The organism is Pseudomonas sp. GM50, from assembly GCF_000282375.1.
Taxonomy (GTDB): domain Bacteria; phylum Pseudomonadota; class Gammaproteobacteria; order Pseudomonadales; family Pseudomonadaceae; genus Aquipseudomonas.
This window is the reverse complement of sequence record NZ_AKJK01000011.1, coordinates 1-16021: the sequence shown is the minus strand read 5'-3', so window position 1 is coordinate 16021 and position 16021 is coordinate 1. Positions and strand designations below refer to the sequence as shown.

General features: G+C 58.9%; 12 protein-coding genes. 5 read left to right on the top strand and 7 right to left on the bottom strand.

Going from position 1 to position 16021, the window contains the following annotated elements; translation table 11 throughout:
- The first annotated feature begins 41 nt into the window (after nucleotides 1-41).
- On the top strand, nucleotides 42-2411 hold the full coding sequence (locus PMI30_RS26775; protein WP_008005739.1) for a hypothetical protein: 2370 nt from the start codon (nucleotides 42-44) through the stop codon (nucleotides 2409-2411).
- A 73-nt stretch (nucleotides 2412-2484) separates the two neighbouring features.
- Here the strand turns inward: PMI30_RS26775 and PMI30_RS26780 are convergent, their stop codons facing one another.
- The gene (locus tag PMI30_RS26780; RefSeq protein ID WP_008005737.1) at nucleotides 2485-3867 is read right to left on the bottom strand and encodes an LLM class flavin-dependent oxidoreductase; all 1383 of its coding nucleotides are present in this window, start codon (nucleotides 3865-3867) and stop codon (nucleotides 2485-2487) included.
- Nucleotides 3868-4251: 384 nt separating this feature from the next.
- Between PMI30_RS26780 and PMI30_RS26785 the strand changes: the two genes are divergently transcribed.
- The gene (locus tag PMI30_RS26785; RefSeq protein ID WP_032834765.1) at nucleotides 4252-5271 is read left to right on the top strand and encodes a substrate-binding domain-containing protein; all 1020 of its coding nucleotides are present in this window, start codon (nucleotides 4252-4254) and stop codon (nucleotides 5269-5271) included.
- Complete coding sequence (locus tag PMI30_RS26790) at nucleotides 5259-8279, top strand: EAL domain-containing protein (protein ID WP_008005733.1); 3021 nt, start codon at nucleotides 5259-5261, stop codon at nucleotides 8277-8279. Before PMI30_RS26785 ends, PMI30_RS26790 begins: the two co-directional genes overlap by 13 nt.
- A 62-nt stretch (nucleotides 8280-8341) precedes the next feature.
- Here the strand turns inward: PMI30_RS26790 and PMI30_RS26795 are convergent, their stop codons facing one another.
- The 4 genes from PMI30_RS26795 to PMI30_RS26810 form a co-directional block, all read right to left on the bottom strand.
- Nucleotides 8342-9298, bottom strand: coding sequence for a 2-hydroxyacid dehydrogenase (locus PMI30_RS26795; RefSeq protein ID WP_008005731.1), 957 nt, complete (start codon nucleotides 9296-9298; stop codon nucleotides 8342-8344).
- Nucleotides 9299-9330: 32 nt separating this feature from the next.
- Nucleotides 9331-10089, bottom strand: a complete 759-nt coding sequence (locus PMI30_RS26800; protein ID WP_008005729.1) for an SDR family oxidoreductase — start codon at nucleotides 10087-10089, stop codon at nucleotides 9331-9333.
- Between the two features lie 42 nt (nucleotides 10090-10131).
- Nucleotides 10132-10824, bottom strand: a complete 693-nt coding sequence (locus PMI30_RS26805) for a fumarylacetoacetate hydrolase family protein (RefSeq protein ID WP_008005727.1) — start codon at nucleotides 10822-10824, stop codon at nucleotides 10132-10134.
- Between the two features lie 99 nt (nucleotides 10825-10923).
- Nucleotides 10924-12273, bottom strand: a complete 1350-nt coding sequence (locus PMI30_RS26810; protein WP_008005724.1) for an MFS transporter — start codon at nucleotides 12271-12273, stop codon at nucleotides 10924-10926.
- Nucleotides 12274-12860: 587 nt separating this feature from the next.
- Here PMI30_RS26810 and PMI30_RS26815 point away from each other — a divergent pair.
- On the top strand, nucleotides 12861-13793 hold the full coding sequence (locus PMI30_RS26815) for a helix-turn-helix transcriptional regulator (RefSeq protein WP_008005722.1): 933 nt from the start codon (nucleotides 12861-12863) through the stop codon (nucleotides 13791-13793).
- A gap of 97 nt (nucleotides 13794-13890) precedes the next feature.
- Here the strand turns inward: PMI30_RS26815 and PMI30_RS26820 are convergent, their stop codons facing one another.
- Nucleotides 13891-14640, bottom strand: a complete 750-nt coding sequence (locus PMI30_RS26820) for a substrate-binding periplasmic protein (protein WP_008005721.1) — start codon at nucleotides 14638-14640, stop codon at nucleotides 13891-13893.
- Between the two features lie 255 nt (nucleotides 14641-14895).
- Between PMI30_RS26820 and PMI30_RS26825 the strand changes: the two genes are divergently transcribed.
- On the top strand, nucleotides 14896-15519 hold the full coding sequence (locus PMI30_RS26825; RefSeq protein WP_008005720.1) for a TetR/AcrR family transcriptional regulator: 624 nt from the start codon (nucleotides 14896-14898) through the stop codon (nucleotides 15517-15519).
- A gap of 68 nt (nucleotides 15520-15587) precedes the next feature.
- Here PMI30_RS26825 and PMI30_RS26830 read toward each other — a convergent pair.
- Nucleotides 15588-16021: TolC family protein (locus PMI30_RS26830; protein ID WP_008005719.1), on the bottom strand; the 434-nt coding region annotated here is incomplete at its 5' end.

Here is a 16021-nt window from a genome sequence, read left to right as displayed (position 1 = left end):
AACCCTTCAAATCTTTACTGGACCATTGCACGAGGTGTCATGTGAGTAACGTTTTCGATCCCCGCGAAGCCGGGCATTACATTGCCCCGCAAGGCCTCTACGAACGCAACAAGAAACGCCCGTTCCTGGGCAGCATCAGCTGTGATCGTGACACGCTGATTGCCGGTCAATGGGATGAAATCACCCTGGTCTACGAGGTCGGTGGTAGCGGTCTGGCGGACGGCGCCTGGCTGAAACTGGCCTTCAAGTTCTACTCTGACTGGGCCTTGTTCCAGACCTCGAATCCGGCCGGCCCCAACTATGTCAGCGCCGAGTATCAAGCCGGTGAGCTGGTCCCTGGACAGAGCCAGGCCACGGTGCAGCACTTGAAAGTGCGCTTCGACCAGAAGGGCCATGAACGGCCGTTTCAGAAAGCGATCATCATCGACATCATCGACGGTTACCTGAACCCGGGGGACAAGATCACCATTCGCCTGGGCGATCGTCGTCAGGGCGGCGCGGGTACGCGGGTGCAGAGTTTTGTCGAGAAAGACTTCCGTTTTCGTCTGTTCATCGACCCACTGGGCAGCTCGAAGTTTGCCGAGGTGCCGGGCGATCCTCTGCTGAACATCGTGCCGGGACCGGCGCAAAGTGTGCAGTTGATTGTTCCTCGGCTGGTCAGTGCGGGTGAGGCGTTCGACGTTTTGCTCAGGGTGGATGATGCCTGGGGTAACACCTGCCGCAACTTGCCGCTCCAGGGCGTGCTGACCCTCGTTGACCCTGAAGGGGGCGAACGACAACAACCGTTCACCCTGGCGACTGAAGGTTGGGCGACTGCCCGGCTTGAAGGTTTTGATCTGGGTGCGGTGGGCGAGTGGCGTTTGGCGGCCGAGGTGGCGGCACCTTTTGTGCGCGCGGCCCAGGCGTTTGTCACGGTCGATCCGGCCGGCACGGCATTGCGCCCGCTGTACGCCGATCTGCATGTGCACTCCGATGACACCGTAGGCACGAATGACACGCTCTACAACCTCAGCTACGGTCGCGATGTCGCCGGTCTCGACGTACTCGGCTACACCGCCAACGACTTCAACATTACCGAGCAACGCTGGGACCAGGCGGTCCAGCTGATTCACGAGCTCAATGAACCGGGTCGATTTGTTTGTTATCCAGGCACCGAATGGTGCGGCAATTCTTGCGCGGGCGGCGACCGTAATGTGGTGTTCCTGCATGACCGCAAACCTGAGTTTCCTTTCGACAATCAGGGGCGGCTGGTGCGTTCCTTCGAATGGAACGAGTTCACCGCTGGCACCATCAAGCCGGGCGCCTGGCCGGTGGACGAGTTGTACGCGGCTTATGCCAAGGATCCTGAAGGCCATCTGATGATGCCTCACGTCGGTGGTCGCCGTTGCAACCTCGACTGGCATCACCCGGAGTTGGAACGCCTGATCGAAGTTGGTTCGGCCTGGGGGCAATTCCATTGGGTCTACGCCGAAGCGCTTCAGCGTGGTTATCGGGTCGGTGCTGCTGCCAACAGCGATGAGCATCAGGGCCGTTGTGGCGGTGGTGTTCCGGCCACGGCGGTGTTCGGCTCCCGTGGCGGTCTGACCGGTGTTGTCGCTGAGGCCTTCGACCGAGCCAGTGTCGGCAAGGCACTTCGCGCCCGTCGCACCTTTGCCACCACTGGCGAGCGTTCATTTGCCAGCCTGCGCCAGGGCCAGCACTTTATGGGTGAAGTGTTCACGGCCGATTCGAATGCCACGCTGGACTATCGACTGCTGGGCGAGGCGGGTTGGGAGCAGGTCGATCTGTTCGATGGCGACAAGTTGATCTGGTCGCGCAATCTGCATCAGGAACTGGGGTTTTCCGCCCAACGTATTCGGCTGCGCCTGGGGGGCGCACGAATCAAGGACCGCTATCGCGGCGCTTACTGGACCGGCGAAATTCGAGTGACGGGCGCGGTCATCAGTGGCTTTCGCGCCCTGGGTCTAGATCACCCCGAGCAAACTGTATGGCGCAAGGATGCAACGGTTCTGGCCTTTCGCACCGACACCAACGGCGACACCGACAGTATTGAAATCGACCTGTCGCAGCTGGCCGGCGCGACGTTGCAGATCCACAGCCGCATCGACAACTACATCAAGGTCGGCGATCCGTCTGAACCGCAACCTTACGTACACGCGCCGACTGTGCTGATGGAGTTGTCCGGTGAGGAGTTGCTGGCGCAATCACAAGTGATCGAAGAGCTGCCAGGAGCGGAACTGAAAGTGTCCCTTGAAAGAACAACCTCTGCGCCGCTGCCCCGTGAGTTGCAAGGGCAGATCGAGCTGGCGCAGCTGAATCTGCAGCCGGGCCGTGAGCATCCATTGTTCATCTGCGCCCGGCAGCGCGATCAATCCCGAGTCTGGACCTCGGCGCTGTTTCTTACGCTGTAAACGCTGATGCCCCGCGACGTTTTCCTCGAACGTTCGGCGACTGCTTGATAACGCTTGAGCAGTCGCCTTCGGGCTACAGCGCCTTGCCGAAGCGGAATGAAGCGCCATACGCCGAGTCGGGTAAATGGCTGCTGCCGTCCTCCCTTAACCTGGACCTGAAGGTACCGCTTTGCGGCTGGGTTCTGTAGAGGCCGCGCTTCTGTAATTCGGGAATGATCAACTCCACGAAATCTTCGAGTGTGCCAGGGCTGATCAACGGATTGATCATGTAGCCGCTGGTGCCGGAAATGCGCGCGTGTTCTTCGATCCGGTCGGCTACCTGTTGCGGGGTGCCCACCAGGATCAGATCGCTGCCGCGGGTGACCTTGGCAAAACGTTGCTTCACATCCCCGGCGGTCAACGGCTTACCACTGCCATCGGGGTGCATCACATAGGACGTCAGCCCTTCGGTGTGGGTCGACAATGCATCGCTGTCGGCATAGCGACTGATATCGATGCCCGTGTCGCCCGCATAACTGACCAGTTGCGCTTGAAGATGGTAGTTACTTTGCAACGCGTCATATTTGCGCTGGGCTTCAATTTCGGTTTTGGCGGTGACGATGCGCAATACGGTCAGGGACTTCACATCCTCACGCTGGCGACCGAGAGCCTGGGCCTTGGCCCATATGTCCTCCAGGCCCTGACGGATTTCCTCAGGGTTGGATTTGGCAATGAAGATCAGCTCGGCGTGCTTGGCGGCGAACTCGCGACCGCGACCCGACCAGCCGGCCTGGATCAGTAGCGGTGTGCGCTGCGGCGACGGTGAGGTGAGGTGCGGCCCGGCGACTCGATAGTGCTCGCCGACGTGGTTGATCGGTCGTACCCGATCACCCCGGGCATACAGCTGATGAGCTTTGTCCGCGACCACCGCATCGTCGGCCCAACTGCCTTCCCACAGCTTGTACACCACATCGAGAAATTCTTCGGCGCGTTCGTAGCGGTCATCGTGTTTGATCATCTGTTCAAGGCCGAAGTTACGCGCGGCGCTGGACAGATAAGAGGTCACGATGTTCCAGCCCACCCGGCCATTGGTGAGGTGGTCCAGGGTGCTGAAACGCCGAGCGTGGGAGAAGGGGTGTTCATAGCTGGTGGTAACTGTGACGCCGAACGCAAGGTTTTCGGTGACCGCGGCCAGGGCGGGAATGATCATCAACGGATCGTTGGCCGGAGCTTCCACAGCCCATTTCATTGCGGCATCGGCATTGCCACCAAAGACGTCGTAGAAACCCAGCACGTCGCCGAAGAACAGCATGTCGAGGTTGGCCTGGTCAGCAATGCGCGCCAGGTTCGACCAGTAGCCCAGGGAGTTGATTGCCAGACGCTCGTCAGCCGGATGCGTCCAGAGGCTCGGCGCACCTCCACAGCCCACACTGGCTTGTTCGTAGAGTGCAAACAACAGAGGTTTTGGATCGGACATCATGGCTCCTGAACAAATTGAAGGGGCGTTTCTGTATGAACTCCAGCGCATAGATTGAAACGCACTATAAAATCAATTTGTACTTCTTTAAAAGAATAAGAAGCTTGTATCAGGCTATATCGCGCACTTTTCCCACAAAAGACCTGATGACGGCAGAACCGACTATCCTTTCGGATAGTTAACGCTGCACTCTTGGCAAAAAGGGACGCCATGCCAGACTATGATCGCGCCATCGGCTCCAGACCCGGCATCACATGCGGTGATCGAACCTGTCTGATCAGGCCCTGCTTACCCAGGTCCTGGCTACTCTGGATGGCTTCAATTACGGCTTTCTGTCTTTTCACGGCAGCGCCCGGATACGCTGTCGAAAACACCACGGTTACGGTGATACAAGCGCAGGAAATCGTTTCCAGGTCCACCCTCGAAGCCGTTCGCTGGAGCGGCCCTGAGTCCGGCCCGCAAGCCCTGCGGGGCAAGAGCATCGCCCTTGTCGCAGAAGACTTGCGTAACGGAGGAATCGTCGGTGTCGCGCAGGGCGCTCGCGAGGCAGCCAAGGTGATGGGCTGGACGCTGAAGATATTCGATGGCGCCGGATCATCGGCCGGGCGCGCAAAGGCCTTTGCCGATGCCCTGGCAGCCAAACCCGATGGCCTCATCCTGTGCGGTTCCGATGCCCTTGAGAACAATGCGGCGCTGATCCTCTTCGCCAACAGGGATGTGCCGGTGGTTGGCTGGCACGCCGGGGCACGCCCCGGTCCGATTGACGGCACGCCGGTGGCCATGAACGTCACGACCGACCCGCTCGAAGTGGCTCGCCTCACGGCCATGGCGGCCGTGGCACAGTCAAACGGACACGCCGGCGTGGTCATTCTGACCGACTCCAAGTACAGCATCGCCATGGCGAAAGCCAAGGCCATGGAAAACGTCATTCGGGCCTGTCGGGACTGTACGGTGCTGGAAGTGCGCGATGTCGCGATCTCCGAAAGCGGCGAGAAGATGCCGGCGATCACCAGGGAGCTGCTTCAGCGCTATGGCAAGCGCTGGACCCACACGCTGGCCATCAATGACATCTATTTTGACTACTCGATTGCCTCATTGACCAACGCCGCAATACCCAGTGACGGCATCAGTCTGTTGTCTGCCGGTGATGGCAGCGCTTCGGCTTTCTTGCGCATACAGGCAAAAACCTACCAGACCGTCACCGTGGCTGAGCCGCTCAACCTGCATGGCTGGCAAGTGATTGATGAATTGAACCGGCTGTTTGCAGGCCAGCCGGTGAGCGGCTTCATAGCGCCGATTCACCTGGTCAATGCCGACAATATTGCCTTCGACGGCGGGAAGAAATTCCAGTACGACCCTGACAATGGCTATCGAGATATCTATCGCCACCAATGGAATCCCTGACATTGGACGTTTCTTCCCGGCTCGGACGCCAGCTATTGCCGCAATCGCTACGCGCACAGTTCACACTGGCGTTTCTGACGCTGGCACTACTGATCCTGGCGATGGGTGCAACTGCGGTCTACGCCTTGCGCACGTCAAACAGCGCCACCCGCCAGTTGACGGATGAACGACTGGTCCGCATGCAAAATGGGCAAGACATGCTGCAGCGCACCTTGCTGATCGAACGCCAGACCGATCAGCTTCTGACAACCCGCTCCCCTGACACCCTGCGTTCAAGCTATGCGGCGACCGTCGAACAGCTTGAAGCCCTTGATCAACTGGTGCAGCAGCTGACTGCCGCGAACAGTGGCGTGGCGATACTCGACATGCATCAGTCGAGTCAGATGTTCCGCAATACCGCCAACATCGTTGCGCAGCTGCGAGAAAGCCTGCTGCAAACCGAGGTCACCTTCAAGCAAACCATGGAGGATCACACCGCCTGGTTAACCGCGACCCAGACCCGGGCCAGCCTGGAACTGGCGGTGTTACTTTTCGATCTGCCGCAGGCTGTCGACAGTGATGCCGTGCAACGGCTGCGGATCCGATATGAGCGCCTGTCACGCACCACAGGCAAGTTACCCGACGCTAATGTGGAGACGCCCGATCTCTTCTCCCTGCGCCTGAGGCTCATCAATCAGCACAACGTCATACAGCGCGTTAATGAGGAACTGAAGAGCGAGGCCGGGGTTCTGGTCGCGGTGGCCCGTGCGCAATCCAGTGCTTACACCGAAGACTATCGCCAAGCCCTGCAACACCTGGTCGAGGACTCAAATCGTAGCCAGCAATGGGTGCTGATCATGTTGGGCGCCAGCCTGGTGTTCGCCTGGTTCGTGACCCGGGTCTTCATGGGGCGTCATGTGCTCGTACGTCTGAATGAAATAAGCCGGCAATTGCGTCAGGAACGCACTGACAAAACGCATTTGATGATGGCGGAACATAGGAAGGACGAGATCGGCAACATGGCTCGCGCGGTGAATCAATTCCTCAAAGACCGACTTCAGCTGGAAAAAAGAACGGTTCAATTGAGTATCGCCACAGAACGGCTCGCCTTGCAAAACAGCCGATTGGAGCAAGAAGCCGTCATCCGTGCCGGACAAGGTCATGTCCTGGAGCTGATCGCCAGGAGCACCGAGCTTGCAGAAGTCCTCGATAGCCTGGCTCACCTGGTCGAGTCCCAACTGGAGGGGATGATGGTGTCCATCCTGGTGCTGGATGAGGATGGCAAGCACCTGCTGCACGGGGCTGCGCCCAGTTTGCCGAAAGCCTATAACCAGCTCATTGACGGCATTGCGATCGGTCCGAACGTCGGTTCATGCGGCACCGCGGTGTATCGACGAGAACCGGTCATCGTCACGGATATCGAGCTGGATCCGCTGTGGGAGGAGTACCGTTCAGCCGCTGCGCCCTATGGATTTCGCGCCTGCTGGTCGACGCCGATTCTGTCCCATGAGCGAAAGGTATTGGGTACGTTTGCCTTGTATTCCAACACCGTACGCAGCCCCAGCTCGACCGAGACTCGTCTGATCGACATGGCGACACCGCTTGCCGGCATTGCGATAGAGCGCCAACTTACCGAAAAGCGCATTCGCTATATGGGCGACCATGACGCACTGACCGGGCTGCCGAATCGCACACTGCTCGAAGACCGTCTCAAGCAGGCAATACTTTATGCTCAGCGCTACAGCCGGCTGGTGACGGTGGTGTTTCTCGATCTGGACAAATTCAAACTGGTGAATGACAGCCTTGGGCACAGTGCTGGGGACGAACTGCTGAAAACTGTCGCCCAGCGCATGCAGGAGTGCGTGCGCCGGACCGATACCGTCGTGCGACTGGGTGGTGATGAGTTTGTGATCGTCCTGTTCGACCAGCCCTCAGACCTCGACGGCGTTACTCCAGCCCTGCACAAAATCCAGGAAGCCATCCTGCGGCCGATTCAGCTCAGCGGACATACACTCCACGTCACCTGCAGCATGGGGTTGGCCACCTATCCCGCCGACGGCAGCGATACCGAGACGTTGCTCAGCAACGCGGACGCCGCCATGTACCGGGCCAAGGAGCTGGGTCGCAACAGCTACCAGTTCTATACGAGCGAGATGAATAACAAGGTTCAGGGCAAGCTCGCGATGCAAGACGGGCTTCGAAACGCACTCAACCATGACGAGTTCCTGCTGCTGTACCAGCCACAGGTGGATTTGCAGTCAGGTCAGATTATCGGCGTAGAGGCACTGATCCGCTGGCAGCATCCCGAGCTCGGCATGGTGTCTCCAATCAAATTCATTCCGCAGGCCGAAGAGACCGGGTTGATCGTGCCCATTGGCGACTGGGTGATTCATGCCGCGTGCAGACAGAACAAGGACTGGCAGGATGCGGGCTGGCCGCCGATCACCATGTCGGTGAATATTTCAGCACGCCAGTTCATCGAAAGGGACCTGATCGACCGGGTGAGGCATGCCTTGCAAGAAACCGGACTGGACCCGATGTACCTTGAGCTGGAGCTGACCGAAAGTCTGATCATGCAAGACCTTCAGCAAGCCATCAGCAAAATGAAGGAACTGCAATCAATGGGGATCAGTCTCTCGATCGACGACTTCGGCACTGGCTACTCCAGCCTCGCAGCATTGAAAAGCTTCCCGATCGCGAGACTCAAGATCGACCAGTCTTTCGTGCGTGATCTGCCCGACAACGAGAACGACAAAGCCATCGCCACCGCAGTGATTTCGTTGGGGCACAAACTGAACCTGAAGGTCATTGCCGAAGGTGTCGAAACCGAAGAGCAACAAACCTTCCTGCGCGAAAACGGCTGCGATGAAATTCAAGGCCACTTTTTCAGCAGAGCGGTCAGCGCAGCGGAAATCAGTGTGTTACTGCGCACGCCCCGGTTGCCTCAACCGAGCCGCATTGCGAACCCTGACTCGGCAAGGCGAAAACGCGATGTAAAACGCCCAAGAAGTCCAATGCCCGGGCATTAATGGCTCAGCTTGCCTGGTACCGAGACACCGAGGGAGCGCAACGCCCCCTCGGTGGCCAACCTTCAGTCAGTCACGGAGCCCTGGGGTATTCTCCCGGCGAAACTGTCCACCAGGCTCGCCACCACCATCTCTCCCATCCGCGTGCGGGTCTGCAGCGTCGCACTCGCGCGATGGGGCTGCAGCACCACTTTCTCGTTGGCGAACAGTGTCTCGGGGACGTTCGGTTCATCGACAAACACATCCAGCGCCGCACCCGCGATCTCACCGGCGGCAAGCGCCGCCACCAGGTCGACCTCGTTGACCAGCTTGCCCCGTGCCACGTTGATCAGATACCCGTCCTTGCCCAGCGCCTGCAGCACCTGGGCATTGATGATGGCTTCAGCCTTGTCGGCGGCGGCTGCGAGAATCAGTGCATCACTGTCGCTGGCCAGTTGGTTCAAGTCGGCGATGAAGGTGTGGTTCACGTCGCTCATGGGTTGTAAATCGGTGTAGCTGATCGGGCAACCGAACGCCGCGGCTCGGGTCGCCACTGCACGGCCGACCCGACCCATGCCGACGATGCCGATGCGCATGCCCGACACCTGGCGCGCCAACGGCAACGGGGCCAACGGCGTCGGGCTATGGGGCCATTGCCCCGAACGCACGTAACGATCACTGGTGCACAGACCCCGGCACACGGCAATCAACAAGCCGATGGCCAGGTCGGCGACGTCTTCGGTCAACGCGCCGATGGTCGCGGTCACGCGGATCCCGCGATCCCTGGCGTAAGCCAGATCCACCGCATCGGTGCCCACGCCGTTGACCGCCACCACTTCCAGTTTCGGTAGCTGCGCCATCAACGCCTGACTGATACCGGTATGCCCGCCGGTGATCACCCCACGAATATTCGCGCCGTGTTCCTGCAAATAAGCCTGCTTGTCGGCCTGCTGGAAGTAGCGTCTGACGGTAAACAGTTCATCGAGTCGCGCGTTGATTTCGGGGATCAGGATCGGGCTGAGCTGCAAGACTTCTGGTTTCATGTAAACCTCGTGTAGCGGAATAAAAAGCCGGTTCAACCGCGACCGGCAAACGGCATGGCACTGGCCATGACGGTCATGTTCAGGACGTTCGCCTCCAGCGGCAGACCGGCGATGTAGCGCACGGCATCGGCCACGTGCTTGACGTCCACCATCGGCTCCACGGCGATGGTGCCGTTGGCCTGGCGCACGCCTTTGGTCATGCGCACCGACATCTCGGTCAGGGCGTTGCCGATGTCTATCTGGCTGCAGGCGATGTTGAATTCGCGCCCGTCCAGGGCCAGCGATTTGGTCAGCCCCAACACCGCGTGTTTGCTGGCGGTGTAGGCGCTGCTGAATGGTCGTGGGGTATGGGCCGAGATCGAGCCGTTATTGATGATGCGTCCGCCCTGTGGCTGTTGCCGGCGCATCAGCCTGAAGGCACCACGGGCGCAGAGGAAAACGCCGTTGAGGTTGGTGTCGATCACGTTTCGCAACTGCTCGAAGGTCAGCTCATCGAGCAGCACGGCAGGGGCGTTGACCCCGGCGTTGTTGAACACCACATCGAGGCGTCCGTATACCTCGGTAAGGGTGGCAAACAGCGCATCGACACTGGCCGGGTCGCGCACATCAGTGGGCACCGCCAACGCTTCGTGTCCCTCGCTGAGCGCCAACTCGACCAACGCCTGCAACGGCTCTGGCCGACGTCCAGCCAATACCAGGGTGAATCCATCGGCCATCAGGGCCAGGGCCACGGCGCGGCCGATTCCGCTACCGGCGCCGGTGACCAGGGCCACTTTCAAAGGACGGGACATGTTGTTATCTCCTTTTTCAATTCACGAGGGCGTGAGCCGGGTTCAAGATCGCTGACCGACGCGCATTTCCAGTTGGCCGATGCCGTCGATCCCGGCGTTGATGATGTCGCCTGGTTGCAGCACATCGACGCCTGCCGGGCTGCCGGTCATGATCAAGTCACCGGCCCGTAGCGCTATCGACTGCGAGATGCGGCTGATGATTTCGCTGACCGACCAGATCTGGCTGTCGAGGCTCTCGCGCTGGCGCTCTTCACCGTTGACGTTCAGCCACAACTCACCATCGGGATGTCCTGCCCGCGTGACCGGCACGATGGCGGTCATCGGCGCGGCGCCGTCGAACACCTTGGCACCTTCCCACGGCAAACCATTGCTTTTGGCCGCGCGCTGGACATCACGACGGGTCAGATCAAGGCCGGCGGCATAGCCCCAGACATAGGCCAGCGCCTGACTCTGCGGAATATTGGCGCCGCCTTCACCGATGGCCACGACCAATTCGATTTCGTGGACAAACTCTTCGGTCAACGGCGGGAAAGTCACTTCACCCGCCGCATCCACCACGTTGCTCGCCGGTTTCATGAAGAACACTGGCGGCTGGCGGGACTGGCCTTGGGTATCTGGCCAAGGGTAGTTGCGGCCGACACAAAATACCCGGCCAACGGGAAAGCGCTGCTGGCTGCCAGCAACCGGCAAGGTCACGGGCAGATCCGGGGTAAACACGTACTCGGTCATCGTCATTTTTGTAGTCGTCCTGTTTGAAGCGTCAGCGTACGGCGGCAATCTTTTGCGAAGTTGGACGAAAGCCGCCTTGTGTTGGAGAAAAACGGTTTTTTTGACTCAGCGTGCCTTGAGTTCGATGCGATACAAGCGACCGAGCAGCAACGAATAGGACAAGGTACCGACCAGCGCCACGCCGCCGATGAACCAGAAGGCATAGGCAAACGAGCCTGTCGCGTGGACGATGCCGCCAATCACAATCGGAGTGACGATCCCGCCGATGTTGGCGGCCAGGCTGGTGACTCCACCGGTCAGTCCGATCAATTCCTTGGGCGCGACTTCCGACACCGCCGCCCACGACGACGAAGCGATTCCCTGGGCGAAGAAGGCAATGGTCAGCACGGCAATGCAGATCACGTTCGAGTCGGTGAAATTCACCAGCACAATCGACATCCCCAGCATCGATCCGACCACCAAAGGCAACTTGCGAGCGAAGGACATTGAGTAGCCACGGCGAATCAGCAAGTCGGAAATGATGCCGGCCAGCAGAATGCCGACCGTTGCACCCACGAACGGCAGCACTGCGAAGATCCCGGCCTTGATCATGGTCAGCTTGCGTTCTTCGATCAGGTACGTGGGGAACCAGGTCAGGAAAAAGTACAACGCCGAGGTGCTGGCGAACTTGCCGATGCAAATCGCCCAGATCTGCCGATAGCTGAACAGCTCGGCGATCTGCCGCCAGTTGAACCGGGTGCGTTCCTGACTGCTCTTGACCAGTCCGCCCCCGGCTTCGATGTATTTCAGTTCTTCCTGGCTGACGTTCTTGCAGCTCAGCGGATCGCGGTACACGTAGAGCCAGATCACACCGAACACAATGCCGAGTATCCCGGTGCTGTAGAAAACATGGCGCCAGTCATAGGTCGTGGCCAGCCATAACAGCACGCCGGTAAACAGAGCCGTGCCCAGATATTGGCCGCACACGTAAATGCTGCTGGCCAGGCCCCGTTCGCGGGCCGGGAACCATACCGTCACCGCACGGCTGTTGGCAGGAAACGCTGGAGCCTCCATGGCGCCGACCGCCAGGCGCAACCCGAACAGCGAAGCGAATCCTGTAGCAAAGCCCTGGCACACGGTGACCGTTGACCAACTGATCAGCGATACCCCGTAGGTGAAGCGGGAACCGAAGCGATCGGCAACAAACCCCGCAGGCACCAGGGCGAGGGCGTAAGTCCAGGCAAACGCGGAAAAAATCAGGCCCATTTCGATCTTGTCCAGGCCCAGGTCCTTGGCGAGGAACGGTGCGGCAATCGAGATGTTCACGCGGTCGATGTAGTTGATGATGGTTGCAATCAGCAGCAACGACAGCATGAACCAGCGCCGACGCGTCGGCAGTCGCTGCGGCAGCAGGGCGTCCCGAGCGCCGGCACTCACCGACGGCGCGGTGGACGGAGAGGTTTGCGAGTTCGACATGAGTAGACCTTTTTATTGTTAGAAGAATCGAGATGTTCGCGCGCAGCCGAAGCCGATGCCCCCAGTCCCGGGGCAGAGCAATCGCTACTTGAATGAGAGGCGCGGACAGCCGCTGTCAGGCGCTCAGAGACGCCTTCGGACAGGCTCGGTCGGGGGCGGGTTGGCGAGGGAAAAAAGCAGGTTCATCACGTGCGCACCTTTTGTTTGTTTTTGGACGGGTCGGGCTGCATTGCCTGCCACAGTGGTCGTACAACCTCTCAAAATCAACGGAGGCGTTAGATCGTTTTTTCTCCTGAAAAAGGCGATTAATGCAGGTGTCCAAGAAAAATCAAATCAGTAAATATTCACATTTTTGCCTTGTATGTTTAATAAGCTATTGTTTTAAAACAATTAGGTATCTGTGGTCGCGCGTAGTTTTTTTGGACAGGCGACACATCACACGTGGATAAAATTAATTCTCTGCGTTTCGATGTCATCCGATGACATGTTGAACACCAGCGGTGTCCGCCTTCACAATCACCGACGTCGCCGCCTGCTCCGTGGCGCGACGACAACCTGTCCATGTACCTGTCGAGGATCCTCAGGCGATGTCGTCACCGAGTCGAGTACCCACTTACGTCATGCAGCAACGCAGCGAATTGACAGACTTTTACATCCGCGACAAGAAGGGCCGGCGCGCCGAAACCAGCCCGCATCGCCACGAGTATTTCCAGATTCAGGTCAACCTCGGTGGCGATACCGTGCAGCACATCGGCAACGTCGAACGTCCGTTTCCGCGCAATACACTGGCCTTCATCCTGCCGCATCGCGTGCACGTGATACCGCATCCGGCAGACAGCAACTTCATGGTGATCAATTTTTCCCAGACCTTCCTGCTGCCGCATTTGCAGTGCGACCCGATGGATCTGGAGGAAGTCTCGATTTTGCTGGCCCCGGAGTTGTCACCGTTCCGCTTCCAGGAACATCTGGATTTCATTCTGGCCGATGAGGATTTCAACAAGGTCTGTGCCTTGATCGAACAGATGCGAGTCCTGGATGAGAACCGTCAGTTTGGCACCCGCGAGATGCTCAAGGGGTTGTTGCTGCAACTGGTGGGGAGCGTTTGTGCCTTGTATGCCGAGCCGCTCAAACGATTGGCCGAAGAGAATGCCGCCGAAGTCAGCCGGCGCGATGCGCTAAGCAGGATGTCCGAATACTTGCGCAAGAATATTGCCGACCCCGATCTGAACCTGATCAAGGTGGCTGCTGCGACTTACCTGTCACCAACGTACCTGACGCACTGGTTGCGCAAGGAAATCGGCAAGACCTTCACTGAGCTGGTACTCGAGCGCCGGATGCACGCGGCACGCAATTATCTGCTCAATGGAACCCGGCCGGTGGGGGAGGTGGCAAGGTTGTGCGGTTTCGCTGACGAGGCTTATTTCTCCCGACGCTTTCGCCAGATACATGGCCAGCCGCCCGGGCAATTCAGGCGTCAGCAACTCAATCCCGATACGCCGCAATCACCGTCCAACACGTGATCGACAGCTGTCGGTTGATGCGGCGGGGGGGCCGAGATCGATTTTGGTGCATTCCACACTGGCTATGCTCGCGAAGCGGATTCGCGCCTCCGCGCTTTCATTGCCCGACGGGGTGATTGTATCGATCCTGGATGCGCTGCAACTCGCCCGAGTGGCGCAGTTGCTCCAGGGCGCTGGCCCAGGCGGCTACCAGTTTGTCGTCACAGTCGCGGCTGAAGGCGATGTACAGCGATGAGCGATAGAGCTCGATGGGAATCTGCCGCAGCGTACCGGGGGCGATGTTCAACTGGCGGCTGTAGTAAGCCACCCCCGCATCAGTGTCGCCTATGATGATGTCGGTGCGCCCGGCTATCAGCATGCGATAGAGCTGCAGGCTTTCGGTTGCACTTTTTTCGAGATTGTTGAAGCCCCGCGACTGCAGAATCTCGGGTATCAGGCCGGCATGTCTCGTTGTGATCCGTGGGGCGTGCAGTAGCTGCTCCAAGGAATTCACCGGCTGCTGCGCATTGGCTAACTGATAGGGGTGAATGGACTCTTCCACGATCGGTCCGACCCACTTGTATAACGGTTCGCGCTCCGCCGTGCGGAATAGGGAATACATTATGGTCTTGGGCCGGGTCATCAATGCGCGGGTGCTTCGCATACTGGGCAGCAGCACCACCTCAAAGTCATCCCCAGTCAACGCCATTATGCCCCGAACGACCTCCGTGGCCATGCCGGTGAGCTGATTGTTCTCCTGGTAGTTGTACGGCGCCCACTCTTCAGTGACGACTTGATACTGCTCGGCCTTGACGGGAGTGCCGAGTAATAGACAGAGCAGCGCGGCAGTAAGTGTCGAAGGGTTCACGTGTTCTGCCTGGTGGGCTGTGCGGTGGTCAAGGATGGATCTGATTAAAAGGGCGAAATCAGTATAGACCCCGACACTCGTCAAACGCCTGATGCAGTCCCGTAAGGCGTCAACACGGCGATTGATGCATACGAACCAGCACCCATGGCGCAGGATTTACAAGAGCGTTTAGCGGATTGCCGGCTGAAGTTTTGTGACTATATATCTTATCGGTCACAAGTTGTCAGTCTTGGACAGGGTGAGTAAGCTGTTCTCATGAATCAGCCATCAATATCTTCTTCGCCCAGCCCCCGTGGCCCAGCCGATCACGACATTCGAGACCAGATTGTCGCGGCGGCCAACGAACACTTCAGTCAATACGGCTACGGCAAAACCACGGTTTCCGACCTGGCCAAGGCCATCGGGTTTTCCAAGGCCTACATCTACAAGTTTTTTGATTCCAAGCAGGCGATCGGTGAAGCCATCTGCGCAAATTGTCTGGCAGAAATCGTCGCGGCCGTGGAGCAGGCTATCCATGTAGAAGACCTGTCGGCGACGGAGCGCTTTCGACGTTTGGTCAAAACAGTGATCGCCACCGGTGTGAATCTGTTCTTCAACGACCGAAAACTCTATGACATTGCAGCGTTCGCGGCGTCGGAAAGCTGGCCCAGTTCGCAGGCTTATGACGCACGCATCAAACGCTTCGTGTTGCAAATCGTGCGAGAGGGGCGAGAGAGTGGCGAATTTGAACGCAAGACTCCGCTGGACGAGACAGTAGAAGCGATACATCTCGCGCTGCGGCCATTCGTCAACCCTTTGCTGCTGCAGTACAACCTCGATTTCGTCGAGGAGGCGCCCACGCTTACCTCCAATCTCATCTTGCGTAGCCTCATGCCTTGACCTTCGGGTAATAGCGAAGAGAGGACGTGTGGAGGTGCGTGCATTAAGTGCGACGTCACCTGGTCAGGTCATCGTGTCGCAACAGGCTGGGCTTCAGGAGGTTGCCAGCCACCACCAAGCGACTTGAATGCCGCCACCGCCGCTCGTGCCGATTCCGTTCGCGCTTGCGCCCGAGCATCGGAAGCCTGCAGCATCGTCTCGTCAGCGTGCAGGACATCGATCAGGCTGGCCGTGCCTTTCTCATAGGCAATGAACGACGATTGGCGAGCCTGTGTCAGAGACGCCTCCCCCCCGGTGAGGGTGGTTGCTTGAGCTTCCCGATTCACCAGTGCGGAGAACGCGTTCTCGACATCCTCGGTGGCACGCAGCACAGACTGACGGTAAGCGGCCAGGGTTTCGGCTTCCTGTCCCTTGGCTTGGTCGATTTGGGCGTTTATGCGACCGAAGTCGAAGAGTCTCCAGCGCAGTCCCAATACGCCCGCCGACTGGCTGGGGCCGCCGG